Source organism: Variovorax sp. V118 (assembly GCF_041154445.1).
GTDB classification, from domain to species: Bacteria; Pseudomonadota; Gammaproteobacteria; order Burkholderiales; family Burkholderiaceae_C; genus Variovorax; species Variovorax boronicumulans.
This window is the reverse complement of the sequence record NZ_AP028663.1, coordinates 1575723-1591121: the sequence shown is the minus strand read 5'-3', so window position 1 is coordinate 1591121 and position 15399 is coordinate 1575723. Positions and strand designations below refer to the sequence as shown.

At 67.5% G+C, this 15399-nt stretch carries 14 protein-coding genes and 1 pseudogene; 4 read left to right on the top strand and 11 right to left on the bottom strand.

Annotated elements, in window-relative coordinates; genetic code table 11:
• Positions 1-2: 2 nt before the first annotated feature.
• Entirely contained in the window at positions 3-1193 is a 1191-nt protein-coding gene (locus ACAM52_RS07200; RefSeq protein ID WP_369646556.1) for a M24 family metallopeptidase, read from the bottom strand.
• Positions 1194-1257: 64 nt separating this feature from the next.
• Entirely contained in the window at positions 1258-2499 is a 1242-nt protein-coding gene (locus ACAM52_RS07195; RefSeq protein ID WP_369646555.1) for an amidohydrolase family protein, read from the bottom strand.
• A 134-nt stretch (positions 2500-2633) separates the two neighbouring features.
• Between ACAM52_RS07195 and ACAM52_RS07190 the strand changes: the two genes are divergently transcribed.
• Positions 2634-3590, top strand: coding sequence for a LysR family transcriptional regulator (locus ACAM52_RS07190; RefSeq protein ID WP_369646554.1), 957 nt, complete (start codon positions 2634-2636; stop codon positions 3588-3590).
• On the opposite strand, the gene ACAM52_RS07185 is transcribed toward ACAM52_RS07190, so the two are convergent.
• The gene (locus ACAM52_RS07185; RefSeq protein ID WP_369646553.1) at positions 3568-3924 is read right to left on the bottom strand and encodes a hypothetical protein; all 357 of its coding nucleotides are present in this window, start codon (positions 3922-3924) and stop codon (positions 3568-3570) included. The genes ACAM52_RS07190 and ACAM52_RS07185 overlap by 23 nt on opposite strands.
• Positions 3925-4010: 86 nt before the next feature.
• Positions 4011-7618, bottom strand: a pseudogene (locus ACAM52_RS07180) (indolepyruvate ferredoxin oxidoreductase family protein).
• A 92-nt stretch (positions 7619-7710) separates the two neighbouring features.
• On the opposite strand from ACAM52_RS07180, the gene ACAM52_RS07175 reads away from it, so the two are divergent.
• Positions 7711-8235 (top strand): Lrp/AsnC family transcriptional regulator, encoded by a 525-nt coding sequence (locus tag ACAM52_RS07175; protein WP_062474115.1) that lies wholly within the window; start codon positions 7711-7713, stop codon positions 8233-8235.
• A gap of 18 nt (positions 8236-8253) precedes the next feature.
• Here the strand turns inward: ACAM52_RS07175 and ACAM52_RS07170 are convergent, their stop codons facing one another.
• Entirely contained in the window at positions 8254-8661 is a 408-nt protein-coding gene (locus ACAM52_RS07170) for a GNAT family N-acetyltransferase (protein ID WP_369646552.1), read from the bottom strand.
• Between the two features lie 29 nt (positions 8662-8690).
• Complete coding sequence (locus ACAM52_RS07165; RefSeq protein ID WP_307693278.1) at positions 8691-10100, bottom strand: DUF2130 domain-containing protein; 1410 nt, start codon at positions 10098-10100, stop codon at positions 8691-8693.
• A gap of 410 nt (positions 10101-10510) precedes the next feature.
• Here ACAM52_RS07165 and ACAM52_RS07160 point away from each other — a divergent pair, with 410 nt between their 5' ends.
• Entirely contained in the window at positions 10511-11710 is a 1200-nt protein-coding gene (locus ACAM52_RS07160; protein WP_307693279.1) for an MFS transporter, read from the top strand.
• Between the two features lie 42 nt (positions 11711-11752).
• Here the strand turns inward: ACAM52_RS07160 and ACAM52_RS07155 are convergent, their stop codons facing one another.
• The 3 genes from ACAM52_RS07155 to ACAM52_RS07145 form a co-directional block, all read right to left on the bottom strand.
• The gene (locus ACAM52_RS07155; protein ID WP_369646551.1) at positions 11753-12223 is read right to left on the bottom strand and encodes a GNAT family N-acetyltransferase; all 471 of its coding nucleotides are present in this window, start codon (positions 12221-12223) and stop codon (positions 11753-11755) included.
• A 45-nt stretch (positions 12224-12268) separates the two neighbouring features.
• Positions 12269-12514, bottom strand: a complete 246-nt coding sequence (locus tag ACAM52_RS07150) for a cytoplasmic protein (RefSeq protein ID WP_369646550.1) — start codon at positions 12512-12514, stop codon at positions 12269-12271.
• A 404-nt stretch (positions 12515-12918) separates the two neighbouring features.
• The gene (locus ACAM52_RS07145) at positions 12919-13203 is read right to left on the bottom strand and encodes a DUF3658 domain-containing protein (RefSeq protein WP_369646549.1); all 285 of its coding nucleotides are present in this window, start codon (positions 13201-13203) and stop codon (positions 12919-12921) included.
• Positions 13204-13329: 126 nt separating this feature from the next.
• Between ACAM52_RS07145 and ACAM52_RS07140 the strand changes: the two genes are divergently transcribed.
• Positions 13330-14013 (top strand): class I SAM-dependent methyltransferase, encoded by a 684-nt coding sequence (locus ACAM52_RS07140; RefSeq protein ID WP_369646548.1) that lies wholly within the window; start codon positions 13330-13332, stop codon positions 14011-14013.
• A gap of 9 nt (positions 14014-14022) precedes the next feature.
• On the opposite strand, the gene ACAM52_RS07135 is transcribed toward ACAM52_RS07140, so the two are convergent.
• Together ACAM52_RS07135 and ACAM52_RS07130 are read right to left on the bottom strand one after the other, a co-directional pair.
• A complete protein-coding gene (locus tag ACAM52_RS07135) occupies positions 14023-15039 on the bottom strand; it encodes a phosphotransferase enzyme family protein (protein WP_369646547.1) in 1017 nt (338 codons plus the stop codon).
• Between the two features lie 68 nt (positions 15040-15107).
• A complete protein-coding gene (locus ACAM52_RS07130; protein ID WP_235944056.1) occupies positions 15108-15392 on the bottom strand; it encodes a hypothetical protein in 285 nt (94 codons plus the stop codon).
• Positions 15393-15399: the final 7 nt, after the last annotated feature.

Genomic DNA, 15399 nt, shown 5'->3' with positions numbered 1-15399 from the left:
TATCAACCGACGGTGGCGTAGTCGAGCGACTTGGGCGTGGCGGTGAGCACACGCGGCGTCGCGCCCACCACGACCGTGTCGTCGATGCGAAAGCCGCCCACGCCGTAGACGTACAGGCCGGGCTCGGCCGAATAGACCTCGTTGTCGAGCAGCGGACGCTGGCTGAAGGCCATGTCCTCCGGGTACTCGTGGTGCACGATGCCGATGGCGTGACCCGTGCGGTGGCGGATGCAGTCGGCAAAGCCGGCGCGCTCGATCACGGCCTGCGCCGCGGCGTCGATCGCGCACACGGGCCGGCCTGTCACGGCCGCGCCGATCGCCGCATCGGTCGCGTCGCGCGCGGCGGTCCACAGCGCCTTCTTCTGGTCGTCGGGGCGCCCGCAGAACCAGGTGCGCTCGTTCTCGATCGTCAGGCCGTTGAGCCGGGGAATCACGATGTTGACCAGCACGTCGCCTTCGCGGATGCGCGCGCCGCAGGAGGCACCGTCGCCGTGCGGCGAGGCCGACGCCGGGCCGCTGAGCGTCCAGCAGCGCACGACCTCGAACTGCTCGCCGGGGAAGCGCTCGGCGGCCTCCTGCACGAACAGGCTGGCCATGGCGCAGTCCATCTCCTGCACCAGGCGGCCGGGCTTGATCGCTTCGCGGTAGCGGTCCTGCAGCCAGTCCGTTAGCCCGGCCATGGCCTGCATGACGGCCAGTTCCTCGGCGTGCTTCTGCCAGCGCAGGCTGCGCACTTCAGCGGTGGCGACGCGCACGTTCAGGTCGGGCAGCAGGCGCTGCACGGCCGCCATCACGCCGCTGCCGGCATCCAGCGCGACGCGCGAGCGGCGCAGGCCGGCGCAGCTCAAGCGCTCGGCGAGGATCTCGGGGAGCTGCGACACGAGCGGCAGGCGGTTGCTCACCATCGGATGCTCGGCATAGAACGTCACGTCCGTGATCCACACCTTGTGCGCCTCCATCGAGAAGCGCATGTGGTTCGTGGACAGCTCGTTCATGACCAGGAAGCCCTCGCCCTGGCGCGGCACGACCGCGAAGATCGGCCGCTCCCAGGGCTGCACGTCGGTGTGGAAGTTGGTCGCGAACTGAAAGAAATCCGCGGTGGTGAACACCAGCGCATCGACGGCGAGTTCGTCCATCAACCGGACCATCTGGTCGTGGCGGTACCGCCAGACGGCTTGCGTCAGCTTGGGCATGTGTCGTTTCCTTGAAGAGGGCCGGAGGCATCCGGCGGGTTGTCTGAACAGCTCGGGGGGCGGGCTACAGCGCGTCGAACTCGACCACGCCGGCTTTCATCACCAGGGGAATGCGCTCGCCCTGCCCCAGCAGGCAATCGAGATTGCGCATCGGGTCGCCATCGACCAGCAACAGGTCGGCCAGCGCGCCCGGGATCAGCCGGCCGAGCCGGTCGCTCATGCCCAGCACCTCGGCGCCGATCAGCGTGGCGCTGGCGATGATCTCGGCCGGCGACAGCACCTGGGCGCGCAGGCGGAACTCGTCGCTCTGCAGGCGGTGCGACTCGCCCAGCAGGTCGGTGCCGAAGCCCATCTTCACGCCGGCCGACTTGTAGATCTCGAGCGAGCGCAGCCCGGCGCCGCGCACGTCTTCCACCTTGGCCACGCTGGCGGGTGGCAGCCCCAGCGCCGCGCCTTCGTTGGCGAGGGCGTCGTAGGTCACCAGCGTGGGCACCACATAGGCGCCGTGCGCGGCCATGAGCGCGGCGGTGGGTGCATCGACCAGATTGCCGTGCTCGATCGTGCGCACGCCGCAGCGCACCACGCGCTGGATTGCGGCCGGGGTGTAGGCGTGGGCCAGTACGTAGGTGTTGCGGGCCGCGGCCTCCCCGACGATGGCGCGGATCTCGTCCTCGCTGTAGCCCAGGGCATCGACCGGGTCGGTGGGCGACGCCACGCCGCCGCCGGCCATGATCTTGATCTGGTCTGCACCCATCTGCAGTTCTTCGCGCACGGCCTTGCGCACGGCGTCCACGCCGTCGGCCACGCGGGCGAGCATGCCCACGCGTGCGCAGTTGGGGCACACGGTGTTGGCCACCAGGTAGTCGGAACGCGCACGGCCGTCGCCATGGCCGCCGGTCTGGCTCAGCGCACGGCCCGAGACGAACAGGCGCGGCCCCTGCGCCAGCCCCGACTGCACCGCCTGCTTGAACGCATCGCCCGCGCCGGCGGCGTCGCGCACCGTCGTGAAGCCACGGCGCAGCATGCCGCGCAGGATCGGCAGGCTGCGCAGTGTCGCCAACACGTTGGGCATCAGCGCCTGGCGCTGCAGGTTCAGGTCGACGGCCACCACATGCACATGCAGGTCGATCAAGCCGGGCATCACGGTCTTGCCGGCGGCGTCGATGACCCGCGCATCGCGCGCCACGATCGGCCGGTCGGACACCTCGCGGATGGTGTCGCCCTCGATCAGGATGTCGTGGCGGTCCTGCAGCTCGGGCTTCAGCGGATCGAGCAGGCGGGCGTTCTTGACGAGGATCTGAGTCATGGGTCTGTTTGCCGGGTTCCGAGGGCATGGGCGGTGAGGAATGACGGGATCGTAGGATCTCGTCACAATTCCGAAAAATTTATATGCTGAATCCACTCCATTGACCGTGTGAATGGTTTCAGCCTCCCCTTCCCATGAACTACCGCAACGCCGATCTCAACCTGCTGAAGGTCTTCGAAGCCCTCATGAACGAAGGCAACGTGACGCGCGCCGCGTCCAAGCTGTCGCTGACGCAGCCCACGGTCAGCAACGCGCTGCGCCGGCTGCGCGAAACCTACGGCGACCCTCTGTTCGTGCGCAACGGCGCGGGCATCCGCCCGACACGGCGCGCCACGGAGTTGTGGGCGCCGCTGGCGCGCTCGCTGCGCACCATCCGGGGCACGCTCGAGGGCGAGAGCTTCGATGCCTCGCAAAGCGACGCCCGCCTGACGGTCTCGATGACCGACTACGTGGCCTGCATCGTCGCCCCCCGCCTGCTCGAACGGCTCGGCGAACTCGCGCCAGGGATGCGGCTGCACACCCACCCCGGCACGGTCGTGGACTTCGGGCAGTCGCTGGACGACAACCGCGCCGACTTCGCCATCGGCGCCTACAACGACGACGTGCAGCGCCCCGGTTTCATGCGCTCACGCCGACTGTGGTCGGTCGACTTTGCCTGCTTCATGCACAACGACCACCCGCTGGCCAAGCTCGACAAGATTCCGCTGAAGAAATTCCTGGCCGCGCGCCACCTCGACGTGAGCCTGGCGGGCCGTGTCGGCGGCATCTACGACCGCGTGCTGCAAAGCCGCGGCCTGCAGCGCAACCTGGTCAGCACGGTGAGTCACTACTCGGCGGCCTACGAGGCCGTGCGCCGCTCCGACCTGATCGCCGTGCTGCCCTGGTCCGAGGGCCTGGAGACGATGCGCATGACGGGCCTGAAGCGCGTGGCGCCACCGCTGGCGGCGCCGGCGCGCACCGTCGAGCTGGTCTGGCACGAGCGGCACGAGACCTCGGCACTGCACCAGTGGTTCATTGCTTTGGTCGTCGAGATGCTTGCGCGGGAGCCGGCTGCGCGCACTGCGCGGGCTAAGCCCGGAACCAGATCTTGAGCGTCACGTACATCGCGTAGCCCAGGCCCAGGACGCACCACGCGATGAAAAACATGTTGCCCCAGTACTCGCCCGCATGCGCCGCCAGTGTGTAGACCTGCCCCACGCAGCCCTTTCCGACACAGGGCACCTCGCCCCGCACCAGGGCGCGCAGCATGGCGAAGAAGAGGTAGCAGGTCACGCCAGCGGTCAGCAGGAATCCGACGGGCCCTACGAGCCCCTGGGTGAGTTCACCCTTCTCATCGCGATAGCCCTTGCGCAGCAGCTTCTGTCCGTACCGGTACCAGGCATATCCGAGCAGGAGCATCAGGGCGTAGTAGAGAAAAGCGCGCATGGGTCCTGTGATCGTCGGGGTGTGGCGGGCGTGAGTGCTTCGGCAATGATCGTAGCCGAGCAACTTACGCTCGCCGCCCGCGCCCGCTACCGCGCGCTGGCCACGATGGCAATGCCCCGAATCTGCCCGGCGCCGGGTGCGTCCACCGGCTTCGCGTAGCGCGACGGCGCAAAGCGGTGCAGCAGTTCGGCCTCGCGCAGGCGCGCCGCGTCCAGGTTCGCCAGCTTCACATGGCCGAAGCCGCGCACCGACAGCGGCAGCGCCGCGATGCGTGCGGCGGTCGGCTGGTTGTCGGGGGTCAGCGCGGTGGCCATCTCCTGCAGCAGGCGGTCGAAGTGATCGATCAACGCGCGCTCGGTGCGGCGCTCCGCCGTGTGGCCGAACAGGTCGAAGGGCGTGCCGCGCAGGCGCTTGCCGTGGGCCAGCCACTTCATCGCCGGCAGCATCCATCCACCGAGGCGCACCTTGGCGGGCGCCTGCCCGTGCGCCGGGCGCGAGAGCAGTGGCGGCGCCATGTGGAACTCGAGCTTCAGGTCGCCCTCGAACTGGTCCTTCAGCTTCTGCAGGAACGCACCGTCGGTGTACAGGCGCGCGACCTCGTACTCGTCCTTGTAGCTCATGAGCTTCAAGAGGCTGCGCGCCGCGTTGCGCGTGAAAGGCAGGCTCGCGTCGCCGCCCGGCAGTGCGGACTCGACCGCCTGCAGTGCGCGGATGCGCTGCTCGAAGCGCGCAGCCCACGCGGCGCTCTGGTAGCCGGTGAGATGGCGGCGCGCATCGGCGAGCAGCGTTTCCAGCGGGCGGTCGTCGACCTGGTGCGCCGCCGCCTCGACCGGTGCCGCGCGCAGCTGGTCGAGCGCCGCGGGGTCGCCGGCCGCGAGCCGCCCGAGCGAGAACGCCGACTGGTTGGCCGCCACGGCCACGCCGTTGAGTTCGATCGCGTGCATGAGCGCTTCGAGGCTCAGCGGCACGAGGCCGCGCTGCCACGCATAGCCGGTCGCGACGATGTTCGCGGCCAGCGTGTCGCCCAGAAACTCCTCGGCCAGGCTCTGCGCATCGAAGGTCTCGACCTGTTCCTCGCCCGCGACGAAGCGCATCTTCTCCAGCAGCAGGTCGACATGCAGGTCGGCATCGGGGTTGCGAAGCGACTCGGCCACGGGAATCTCATGGATGTTCGCGAGCACGCGCGTGCGCCCGTGCCGCACGGTCTGCAGTGCGTCGGCCGAAGCGCCCACCACCACGTCGCACGCGAGGATGGCGTCGGCCTGCTGCGTGTCGATGCGCACCTGGTTCAGCCGCTCGGGCGTGTCGGCCAGCCGCACGAAGCTCAGCACCGAGCCGCCCTTCTGCGCGAAACCCATGAAGTCGAGCACGCTGGCCGACTTGGCCTCGAGGTGCGCGGCCATCGCGATGACCGCGCCCACCGTCACCACGCCCGTGCCGCCCACGCCGGTCACGAGCAGGTCGTACGGGCCGGTCCACGCATGCGGCGCGGGATGCGCGAGCGCGCCCACGCGGTGCAGGAAGGCATCGCGCCCGGCCGCCAGCGCCCCGCTCTTGCGGCGCAGCTTGCCGCCGGTGACGCCCACGAAGCTGGGGCAGAAGCCCTTGGCGCAGGAATAGTCCTTGTTGCAGCTGGTCTGGTCGATCTTGCGCTTGCGGCCCATCGGCGTCTCGTGCGGCAGCACGGCCACGCAGTTGCTCTGCACGGTGCAGTCGCCGCAGCCTTCGCACACGGCCTCGTTGATGAACAGGCGCTTGGGCGGATCGGCCAGCTCGCCCTTCTTGCGGCGGCGGCGCTTCTCTGCGGCGCAGGTCTGCTCGTAGATGAGCACGGTCACGCCGGGCATCTCGCGCAGGCGGCGCTGCACCTCGTCGAGCGCGGCGCGGTCATGAAACTCGGTGCCCGCCGGAAACTTGTTCTTGATGGCGTCGTAATGATGGATGGCGTCGCTCACGACCACCACCTTGGTGACGCCTTCCGACTCCACCTGCCGCGCTATGGCGTCCACGCTGATGACACCGTCGACCGGCTGGCCGCCGGTCATCGCGACCGCGTCGTTGAACAGGATCTTGTAGGTGAGCGTGGCCTTGGCCGCGACGGCCTGGCGGATCGCGAGGTAGCCCGAGTGGTAGTAGGTGCCGTCGCCCAGGTTCTGGAACACGTGCGGCGTCTTCGTGAACATGGCGTGCGAGATCCAGTCGACGCCCTCGCCGCCCATCTGGATCAGGCCCGCCGTGCTGCGGTCCATCCAGTTGGCCATGAAGTGGCAGCCGATGCCCGCGCGCGCGGTCGAGCCTTCGGGCACCTTGGTGCTGGTGTTGTGCGGGCAGCCGGCGCAGAAGTACGGCAGGCGTTTGACCGCATCGCTCGCGTTGGCCAGCAGCTCGGGCGGCGTGAAGTCGCGCACGTGCTGCAGGTGATCGCCCAGGTCGTGGTTCTCCGGAAAGTGCGCGGCCAGCCAGTGCGCGACCAGTTCGATGAGGCGCGAAGGCCGCAGCTCGCCGAGCGCCGACACCAGCGGCTGGCCCGCGTGGTCGTGCTTGCCCACGAGCACGGGACGCGCATCGGGCGGCGCGTTGTAGAAGATGTCGCGCAACTGCGTCTCGACCACCGCGCCCTTCTCTTCCACGATGAGGATCTCGCCGAGCCCGCGCGCGAATTCCTTGAGGCGCGTCTGCTCGACCGGAAAGCTCAGGCCACCTTGTACAGCCGCACCCCGGCGCGCGCGAGCTGATCGGGCGAGAGTTCGAGCCGGCGCAGCACCTCCATCAGGTCGTGGTGCGCCTTGCCGCAGGTGACGATCCCCACCTTGGCGTGCGGGCTCACGATGACGTGGCGGTCGATGCTGTTGCGTTGCGTGAAGGCGGCCACGGCCGCGAGCTTGTCTTCCAGCCGCGACTCGATGCGCAGCGACGGCAGGTCGGGCCAGCGGTAGTGCAGGCCGTCGGGCGGCGCGGCGTGGCCGGTGGCGGCGCGCACGGCATCGGCGTCTTCCCAGGCGGCCACGCGCGCATTCACCGCGTCGAGGTCCACCGTGCCCGCGCTCTCGACGATTTCAGACAGCGCCGCCATGCCCACCCACGCGCCCGAATAGCGCGACAGCTCGTAGCCGTACAGGCCGAACTCCAGGTACTCGGCCACGCTCGCGGGCTGCATCACGGGCATGCGCCAGGCCATGAAGGCGTGGTCGCTCTGGTGCGGCATCGACGACGACACGCAGCCGTGGTCGTCGCCCGCCACCACCAGCACGCCGCCGTGCGGCGACGAGCCGTACGCATTGCCGTGCTTGAGCGCATCGCCTGCGCGGTCCACGCCCGGGCCCTTGCCGTACCACATGGCATACACGCCATCGACCGTGCGTTCGGGGTCGGACTCCACGCGCTGCGTGCCCAGCACCTGCGTGGCAGCCAGCTCCTCGTTCACGGCGGGCACAAAGCGGATGCCGGTCTTCTTGAAGCGCTCGCCGGCCTTCCAGATCGCCTGGTCGACCATGCCCAGCGGCGAGCCGCGGTAGCCGCTCACGAAGCCCTGCGTGTGCAGGCCGCGCGCCGCGTCGCGCTGGCCCTGCATCGCCAGGATGCGGATCAACGCCTGCGTGCCGGTGAGGAAGACCGAGCCGGCGTCGGCCCAGAGGTTGTCGGAAAGTTGGTAGTCGGGCCGTCGGAGTGCGGTCGCTTCAAGTGGGGCGTTCATGCCCGGAATTGTTCTGCGCCCCCCCAAGTAAGTGTTTCTTCAATACACTGGCGCAGACCCTTGTTTGAAGAAGAATTCACTCAAAAATCACGATGAACGTCGGTTCTGTTTCTCTTGACGAGCATTGCCTCAAGATTCTTTCTGCACTGCAGCATGACGGCCGGCAGACCGTGCAGCAGATTTCCGAGGCCGTCGGCCTGTCGCCCACGCCCTGCTGGAAGCGCATCAAGGACATGGAGGCGGCCGGCGTCATCCGCGGCTACACCGCGCTCGTCGATCCCGAACACGTGGGCCTGCACGTGTCGGCCGTGGCCGAGGTGAACCTCGACCGCCACAGCGAGGCGATGGTGCAACGCTTCGAAGAAGCCGTGGCGGCAAGCCCGCAGATCATCCGCTGCGTGTCGGCCACCGGGCCCGCGGACTACATCCTCAACGTGACCGTGCCCGACATGAAGCACTACGAGCGCTTCCTGCACGAGGTGCTGTTCAGCCTGCCCGGCGTGACGCACGTGCGCTCGAGCATCGTGCTGCGCGAGATCAAGTCGGAGACGGCGCTGCCGCTCGGACACCTGCTGGATGCGAAGGCCGGGCTGGCGGGGTCACGGCGGTCGCCGTGAGGCGTGGCGCAGTGGCCCCTAGCGCTTGCGCCGGATCACGTACGCGTTCTGCGCCAGCTCGAAGCCGAGCGTCGGGTAGTAAGACATCGCGTCCGGTGCAGACAGCAGGATCAGCGACACCTCGTCGCCGATGAGCGCCTGCGTGCGCTGGACGAGCTCCCGGCCGATGCCATGGCCCTGGTACTTCTTGTCCACCGCCAGGTCCGACAGGTAGCAGCAGTACGCATGGTCGGTCAGCGACCGCGACAGCCCCACCAGTTCGTTGTCGACCCAGGCCGACAGCAGGAGGCTGGGCGCGGCGAACATCCGCGCGATCCGGGCGAGATCGTTCGTGGGGCGCTTGATGCCGGACCGGTCGAAGACGCCGGCGACGTCGACCGGGTCCAGGGGTACGTTGTGGCGGTATTCGATGGTGATGTTGTTCATGTATTTTCTGGGTAGCGCCTGCGGCAGCGTCATTCCGTCTCGGAAGACCCGAGCTTCTTGAGTTCGGCGAACTTGGCCGCCATCGTCGGGTTGCCGCGGGTCAGTTTCTTGATCGTCACGTCCTGTGCCTTGTCGTTCGCAAGGCGCAGGTTGCGGTCGGTGCCGAGCAGCGCTTCCTTCGTCTTCTGCAGGTGATCGATCGACTTGTCGATCTCCGCGATCGCCTTCTGGAAGTGGCCGTGGGCCAGGTCGTAGTTCCTGCCGAAGGCGGCCTTGAAGGTCTCCAGCTCGGTCTCGAACTTCGTGATGTCGATGTTCTGCGCCTTGACCAGCGCCAGCTCCGACTTGTACTTGAGCGAGTTCATCGCCGCATTGCGCAGCAGCGTGATGATGGGCAGGAAGAACTGCGGGCGCACGACATACATCTTCGGGTAGCGATGGAACACATCGACGATCCCGGTGTTGTAGAGCTCGTTGTCGGGCTCGAGCAGCGACACCAGCACCGCGTACTCGCACCCCTTCTCGGTGCGGTCCTTGTCGAGTTCCTTCAGGAAGTCTTCGTTCCTGTTCTTCGTGGCCGTGCGGTCGTTCTCGTTCTTCATCTCGAACATGATCGAGACGATCTCGGTGCCCGCCTCGTCCGCGTCGCGGAAGATGTAGTCGCCCTTGCTGCCCGTGCGCGCGTCGTTGTCCTTCTCGAAGTAGGCGCGGGGAAACGCCATCGACCGGATGCGGTTGAACTCGGTCTCGCAGTGCTGCTCCAGGGTCTCGCCCACCATCTTGGTCGACAGGCGCGCCTTCATGTCGCGCAGCCGCTCAATCGCATCGTCGCGGTCCTTGATCTGCGTTTCGTACTTGTCCTTGAGCGATTTCTCGGCGAGCTGCTTCTCGAGCTCCGCCCGCTCGAGGCCGCTCTTCCACTGGTCCCGCTCCTTCTCGACCGCGTTGACGGCCTCGCTGATCGCGAGCTTCTTCGCCACCTCGATGGCGTCGAGCCGGGCCTTCAGTTCCTGGATTTCCACGTCCTTCGCGGCGGCGCTCTTCTGCAGTTCGCCCACGTGCCGTGCCTCGGCAAGCGCGGTGGCGGCCAGCTTGTCCTGCTTGGCCTTTTCAAGCTCGTTGGCGAGCGCGTCGCGCTCCCGTTCCACGGCGCCCAGGGCTTCGCTCACGGCCAGCTTTCGCGCGACATCGCCGGCCTCGAGCTTCGCCTTGAGTTCCTGGATCTCGCCGTCCTTGGCGGCGGCGGCCTTCTGCAGTTCGCCGGCGGCCCGGGTCTGGGCAAGTTCGACGGCGGCGCGTTTGTCCCGCTCAGCCAGTTCCAGCCGCTCGTGCAACTGCTTCTCGAAATCGCCGTCGCGCACCTGCTTCAGGATGTCCGCGTAGCCGGCTTCGTCGATCTTGAATGCCTTGCTGCAATGGGGGCAGATGATTTCGTGCATGGCTATGTGCGCTCCATCGTCAGGGTGGGCGTCGGCAAGAGAGGGAGTGCAGCGAAGCGCCGCGCCGTTCGGGCGGAATCGCAGGGAGTGATGCTGTTCATAGGGTCAGGGACATGGAGCCATCCGACTGTAGCCGGACAGGAAGCGCCGGCGAGCGGCAGGCGCGTGAAGACCGTGCCGACATCTGCGAGCGAGTGATGCGTTCTCGATCACGTTGCTAGAATCGCCGCTGCAAAAATCGACTCTGACCTGTTCAGAGCTCCATCCCGCCGTAAGCGTTTACGTCAACCAACGCATCACCAGTGGCACCCGCATGCCGACTGGCGGTGTGCGTGGGTCGCTTCGGTGCTCATCGTCCCGCCCATTCGACCGGCTGGTGCCGCCTTTGAAAACTCAAGGAGCGGCGCTCGATGACGAACGTCCAAACAAACTCTTCTTCCCTGCGCACGTTGGTCTGGATGACCCTCGCGCTATTTCTCGCCTACCTGTCTGTCGCCATGTCGATGCCGGCTGTGACGCTCCACGTGTCACAGACGCTGGGCCTGGGCAATGTCGCGTCTGGCCTGGGTGTCGGCATTGCCTTTTTGTCCACCATCCTGAGTCGCGGCTGGGCGGGCCGTCTGGCTGACGAACGCGGCGGCAAGTTCGCCATGTTCCGGGGCCTTGTCCTCTATGCGGCGGCATCGCTCCTGTGCTGGGCCTCCTCGCTGCCCGTGCTGGGCCATGGCGTCGGCGCGTACCTGGTTCTTCTGGTGGGGCGTCTCGTGCTGGGCCTCGGCGAAAGCTTCGCGCTCGTCGGCATGCTGGGCTGGGCGATGGCGGCCATGGGCCCCGCGCGTTCCGGGCAGGTCATGGCGCTCGTCGGCACCGGCATGTACGGCGCTTTCGCGGTGGGCGGCCCCCTGGGCCTCTGGCTGCTTGAAAGGCTCGGCTTCGCCGGCCTGATGGCGGGCAGCATCGCCTTGCCGCTGGTCAGCGGCGCGATGCTGTGGTCCATCGCGCCCGCCATGTCTGCACAAGGGCGCCGCGCACCGTTCTCGGATGTGCTGGGACTCATCTGGAAGCAAGGCGCGGTCGTGGGCCTGCAAGGCGTCGGCTTCGCCGCCCTGGGCGCATTCTTTCCCCTGTACTTCCTGGCCCATGGCTGGCAGGGTGCCGGCTATGGACTGACGTGCTTCGGCCTGGGCTTCGTCCTGGTGCGTCTGCTGGCGGGTCGCTTGCCCGACCGCATCGGCGGCACCAAGGTCGCGCTGGTCTCCCTCGCGATCGAAGCTGTGGGTCAAGCGCTGCTGTGGCTGGCGCCCCATCCCGTCGTGGCGATGGTGGGCGCACTGCTGACCGGCATGGGGTGCTCGATGGTCTTCCCCGCCATGGGATTGGAGGCCGTCAAGCGCGTGCCCGCCCACCTGCGCGGAACGGCCATCGGCGGCTTCGCGGCGTTCCAGGACCTGGCGTACGGCGTCACAGGCCCGATGGCGGGGCTGATTGCCGACCACTACGGTCACGCCAGTGTGTTCCTGGTGGGGTTGATCGCGACGGTTGTGGGGATCGGGATGACGTGGCGGCTTGCGAGGGTGTCGCGGGCGGGGCGGGCTTCGACGCTGGTCTGAGGCTGTGGCAGGTCGACCGAAGGCCTGCTCCGGGCCGGGATTTCAAGCAAAGGACCGTCGATATTTGACGAGCCCGCGCTTGATCGAGGCATCGAAGCCGCAGCGCTCGAAGAACCGATGAGCATCCGTGCGATCCACCGAACTCAGCAACATGATCTTCGAGCAATCGCTCGCCGCGCAGAACGCCTCGACCTCCCGCATCAGCGCGGCCCCAACCCCTCGGTTGCGAGCAGCCGCGTCGACGACGACGTTCTCAACGACCGCGAACGGCTGCCGCTTGTACATCACGTCTTCGCACAGCGAGACCAGCACCGTGGCGCACACCTGGCCGTCGACCTCCGCGACAAGAAGCGCCGTCCTCGGGTCTTCGGACAACGCCTGAAGACGTTCGGGCAGCACGCAGCGCGCCGCGTCTGCGACCAGTTGGCCGTAGAGCGCATCGATGCGGGCGGCGTCCTCGAATGTCGCGCGTCGAACCTGGAGGGACGGGGCGGGCATGCCAGTTGTCTTCATGAATGAAGTCTGCTTCGGGAGAAGTCCGCTTCTGACCGAAATTGACTACGCGTCGAACCAATGGGCATGCATCTGCCGCAAGAACTCATCGGACAAGGGAACCCCCGACGCAGCGCCGATGACCGAGTCGATGGCGCATCTCGGGCACAGCGCGGTCGAACCTTGATCGGTCCATTCAACGATCTCCACTGGCGAGAACTTTGCGAAGCAATAGAAGCAGCCGCAGACCTCGCTCGTCTCGATCTGCTCTCTGTGGTTGCTGCCGAAAGCGTGCGCAGAAATGATGTCCACGGTTGGCTCCTGGCCCTATCGTTCGCCATGGGGCAACTTCGCCACACCGCGAACCTTCGTCCAGTACTCGTCCTGAACGTCTGCGTCTACGATGGGCCGAACATGCGTCGCGTAGAGGGCATCTCTCCCATCGCGTCGAGGCCCTGAAATCCAATAGTGCTCGCCGGTCTCAACGTCGAAATAGTTCGACTTGAAACCGTCCCCCTTCAGGCTGCGGAAGGACTTCCCTGCGTAGTACAGCGTGGCCCCGGACTTGGAGCACGTGACTCGCCCAATGCGGGCCGGCCCCGTCAGGCCGCTTGTCTTCGCTTCGATGTACATGATGCGACTTACCATCAGCTCCTGCTCCCGTTGTGATGAAGGGGAAGTTGTTCCGGACCACTCTTGGCGGCATTCTGCCGTCGTCAGGCCGATCTCCACCGCACCTCGCTGAACCGCATGCGTCGAAGGTCGCCCTGCGACTCCAATCGCCCGGACTCGACAAGCAGGGCAACCCGTCTCGCGAAGAACGCATCGGGAACGTCCTCCGTGTGATCGGGCATCGACATCATCGCCATGCCAACCACGCGCGCCACCTTGCGCCATTGATCGGTCACATGCGAAAGAAGCGCTGCGTCGATGAGCGCCAGGTCCGACTCAGGCAGCCTGGCTACCTGCTCACGCTCGGCGGGTGAGAGTTCGGTGTCCAAGGTGTCGTCGTCAGTCATTGTTCTGAAACCCCATGAGGCGTGCCCCGGGTGGACATCCGCTTCCGGCCGGATTCTGCCGAATACCTTGCGCCTGCGAGGCATGCAATGCCCACATAGACTGTCCCCATGTCCCAATCCGCGCCCGCCTTCAGCACGTCGTCCACCACCAACAACTACGCCGAGAAAACCGTCCGCCTGGTGCCAGGCCTGCACGACCTGCAGACGATGGCAGCCCTGCTCGTCGCCGAACGCGCGCCGGATGCGGCCAACGTGCTGGTCATCGGCGCTGGCGGCGGCATGGAGTTGAAGGTGCTCGCGCAGGCGCATCCCCGATGGCATTTCGTCGGCGTCGATCCGTCGCAGCCCATGCTCGACCTCGCCGCGGAAACGCTCGGCCCGCTCGCCGAACGGGTCACGCTGCACCACGGCTACACCGACACCGCACCCGAAGGCCCGTTCGATGCAGCGACCTGCCTGCTGACGATGCACTTCCTGACGCTCGATGAACGCAGGTCGACGCTGATGGAAATTCGTCGTCGCCTGAAGCCCGGTGCGCCGTTCGTCATGGCGCATCTCAGCTTTCCCCAGTCCAATGAAGAACGAGAGCTGTGGCTCTCGCGCTACGTCGCCTTCGCGGCAGCTTCCGGCGTCGATCCGGACAACGCACGCAAGGCGGCATCGGCGATCGGTTCCACGCTGACGCTGCTCAGCCCGGCGCAGGAAGAGGCACTGCTGGAAGAGACGGGCTTCACCAACGTCCGCCTGTTCTATGCAGGCATGGCATTCAGAGGCTGGGTCGCGCAAGCCTGAGCCGAACCCTCACTCCGGCGTCTGCAACTCCGCCCACGCCGTCAGCATCGTCACCTGCGTGCGCAGCCAGCTCGTCGGCATCGACTGCGTGCCCCACACCGCGATGCGGCCTGCGTGTTCGCCCATGAGCCAGAACTGCCGCACGGCCATGAAGGCGGCGATGGCGTCAACGTCCGCCGAAGGCAACGGACGCGCGCTGCGATAGCCCACCAGGTAGCTGCGCCAGCGCGCCAACGACGTCGCATCGAGCGTCCCGCCCGCAGTGCGCGGGTGCATCGCCCACAGGTACACGCACAGGTCGTAGGCCAGCCAGCCGGGGCCCGCGTCGTCGAAGTCGAAGAACGAGGCGACGCGCACGCCGTCGAGACCCTCCGTCACGAAGTTGTTCATGCCGTGGCAATCGCCGTGCCCGTGAACGCGCGTCAAGGCCGGCATCGCGGTGACGCGGGCTTCGAGCGCGCGCGCGATGGCGCTGAACTCCGGGCGCAGCGCGTCGGTCATGGTGGATGCGGCGTGCAGGCGCTCCAGCGACGCGTGCAGCAGGTCGGGCAGTTCCAGGGTGTAGCGGCTGGCGGGGCCGTGGTAGTCCTGCGCGGCTTCGTGCAGCAGTGCCAGGCCGCGGCCGGTGGCCTCGACGTCGGGCAGCACGTCGCCGGGCACGTCGCCGTCGAGGTGCTCGAACAGGATCAGCGGACGCTCGCCCTCGGGCAGGTCCATCGCGACAGCATGTGCGCCATCGCGTGCCGCCAGCGCACCGGCCACCGGCACGCCCCTGGCTTTCAGGTGCACAAGCAGCGCCGTTTCGTAGCCGATGTTGGGGGCGCCGCGCGGGCGGTCGGCGCTCAGGCGCGCGACGGCGTGGCGGCCGTCGGCAAACTGCAGGCCGTAGACATGGTTGAAGCTGCGCCGCAGCAGCTCGCACGACCGGACCTCGCCGAAGTCGTAGGCCTGCGCCACCTTCTCTGCGATGGCGGCGCCCGTGGGCGTGGTCTGTGCGATCTGGGCAGAGCGGGCGGGCGTCGTCACGGGTGCGGCCTTTCGGGAGCGTGGGGCGCGCGATTCTGCCCTACCCTGCGCCGCCTCGCCGCATGGCGTCAACGCTCCAGATCGCGATCGAGCAAGGCGCCCCCATCCCCCACCTGCCGCCACGCAGGCGCCAGCGCCTTGCGCGCCGCATTGAGCTCGGCCATCGAGATGTGCAGCTCCGCCATGGTCTGCACCAGCAGCTCGAGCAGCGCGGCGCGCTGGCGCAGCCGCACGGTCTCGGCGCGGCGTGCGCGTTGGGCCTGGCGCGCCGCGGCCTGGATGGCGCGGCCCGTGGGCGAGTCGTGCGAGGGATGGTGGTGGTCGTCCACGGACAGGCCGGATGCAGCGCGCATGGGCAGT

What these genes read in the sequence shown, in the direction of transcription:
- ACAM52_RS07185 (WP_369646553.1), bottom strand. Translation starts at nt 3,924, where the DNA reads ATGCGCGCTTTTCTCTACTACGCCCTGATGCTCCTGCTCGGATATGCC.
- ACAM52_RS07130 (WP_235944056.1), bottom strand. Translation starts at nt 15,392, where the DNA reads ATGCGCGCTGCATCCGGCCTGTCCGTGGACGACCACCACCATCCCTCG.
- ACAM52_RS07200 (WP_369646556.1), bottom strand. Translation starts at nt 1,193, where the DNA reads ATGCCCAAGCTGACGCAAGCCGTCTGGCGGTACCGCCACGACCAGATG.
- ACAM52_RS07195 (WP_369646555.1), bottom strand. Translation starts at nt 2,499, where the DNA reads ATGACTCAGATCCTCGTCAAGAACGCCCGCCTGCTCGATCCGCTGAAG.
- ACAM52_RS07160 (WP_307693279.1), top strand. Translation starts at nt 10,511, where the DNA reads ATGACGAACGTCCAAACAAACTCTTCTTCCCTGCGCACGTTGGTCTGG.
- ACAM52_RS07190 (WP_369646554.1), top strand. Translation starts at nt 2,634, where the DNA reads ATGAACTACCGCAACGCCGATCTCAACCTGCTGAAGGTCTTCGAAGCC.
- ACAM52_RS07165 (WP_307693278.1), bottom strand. Translation starts at nt 10,100, where the DNA reads ATGCACGAAATCATCTGCCCCCATTGCAGCAAGGCATTCAAGATCGAC.
- ACAM52_RS07155 (WP_369646551.1), bottom strand. Translation starts at nt 12,223, where the DNA reads ATGAAGACAACTGGCATGCCCGCCCCGTCCCTCCAGGTTCGACGCGCG.
- ACAM52_RS07170 (WP_369646552.1), bottom strand. Translation starts at nt 8,661, where the DNA reads ATGAACAACATCACCATCGAATACCGCCACAACGTACCCCTGGACCCG.
- ACAM52_RS07140 (WP_369646548.1), top strand. Translation starts at nt 13,330, where the DNA reads ATGTCCCAATCCGCGCCCGCCTTCAGCACGTCGTCCACCACCAACAAC.
- ACAM52_RS07175 (WP_062474115.1), top strand. Translation starts at nt 7,711, where the DNA reads ATGAACGTCGGTTCTGTTTCTCTTGACGAGCATTGCCTCAAGATTCTT.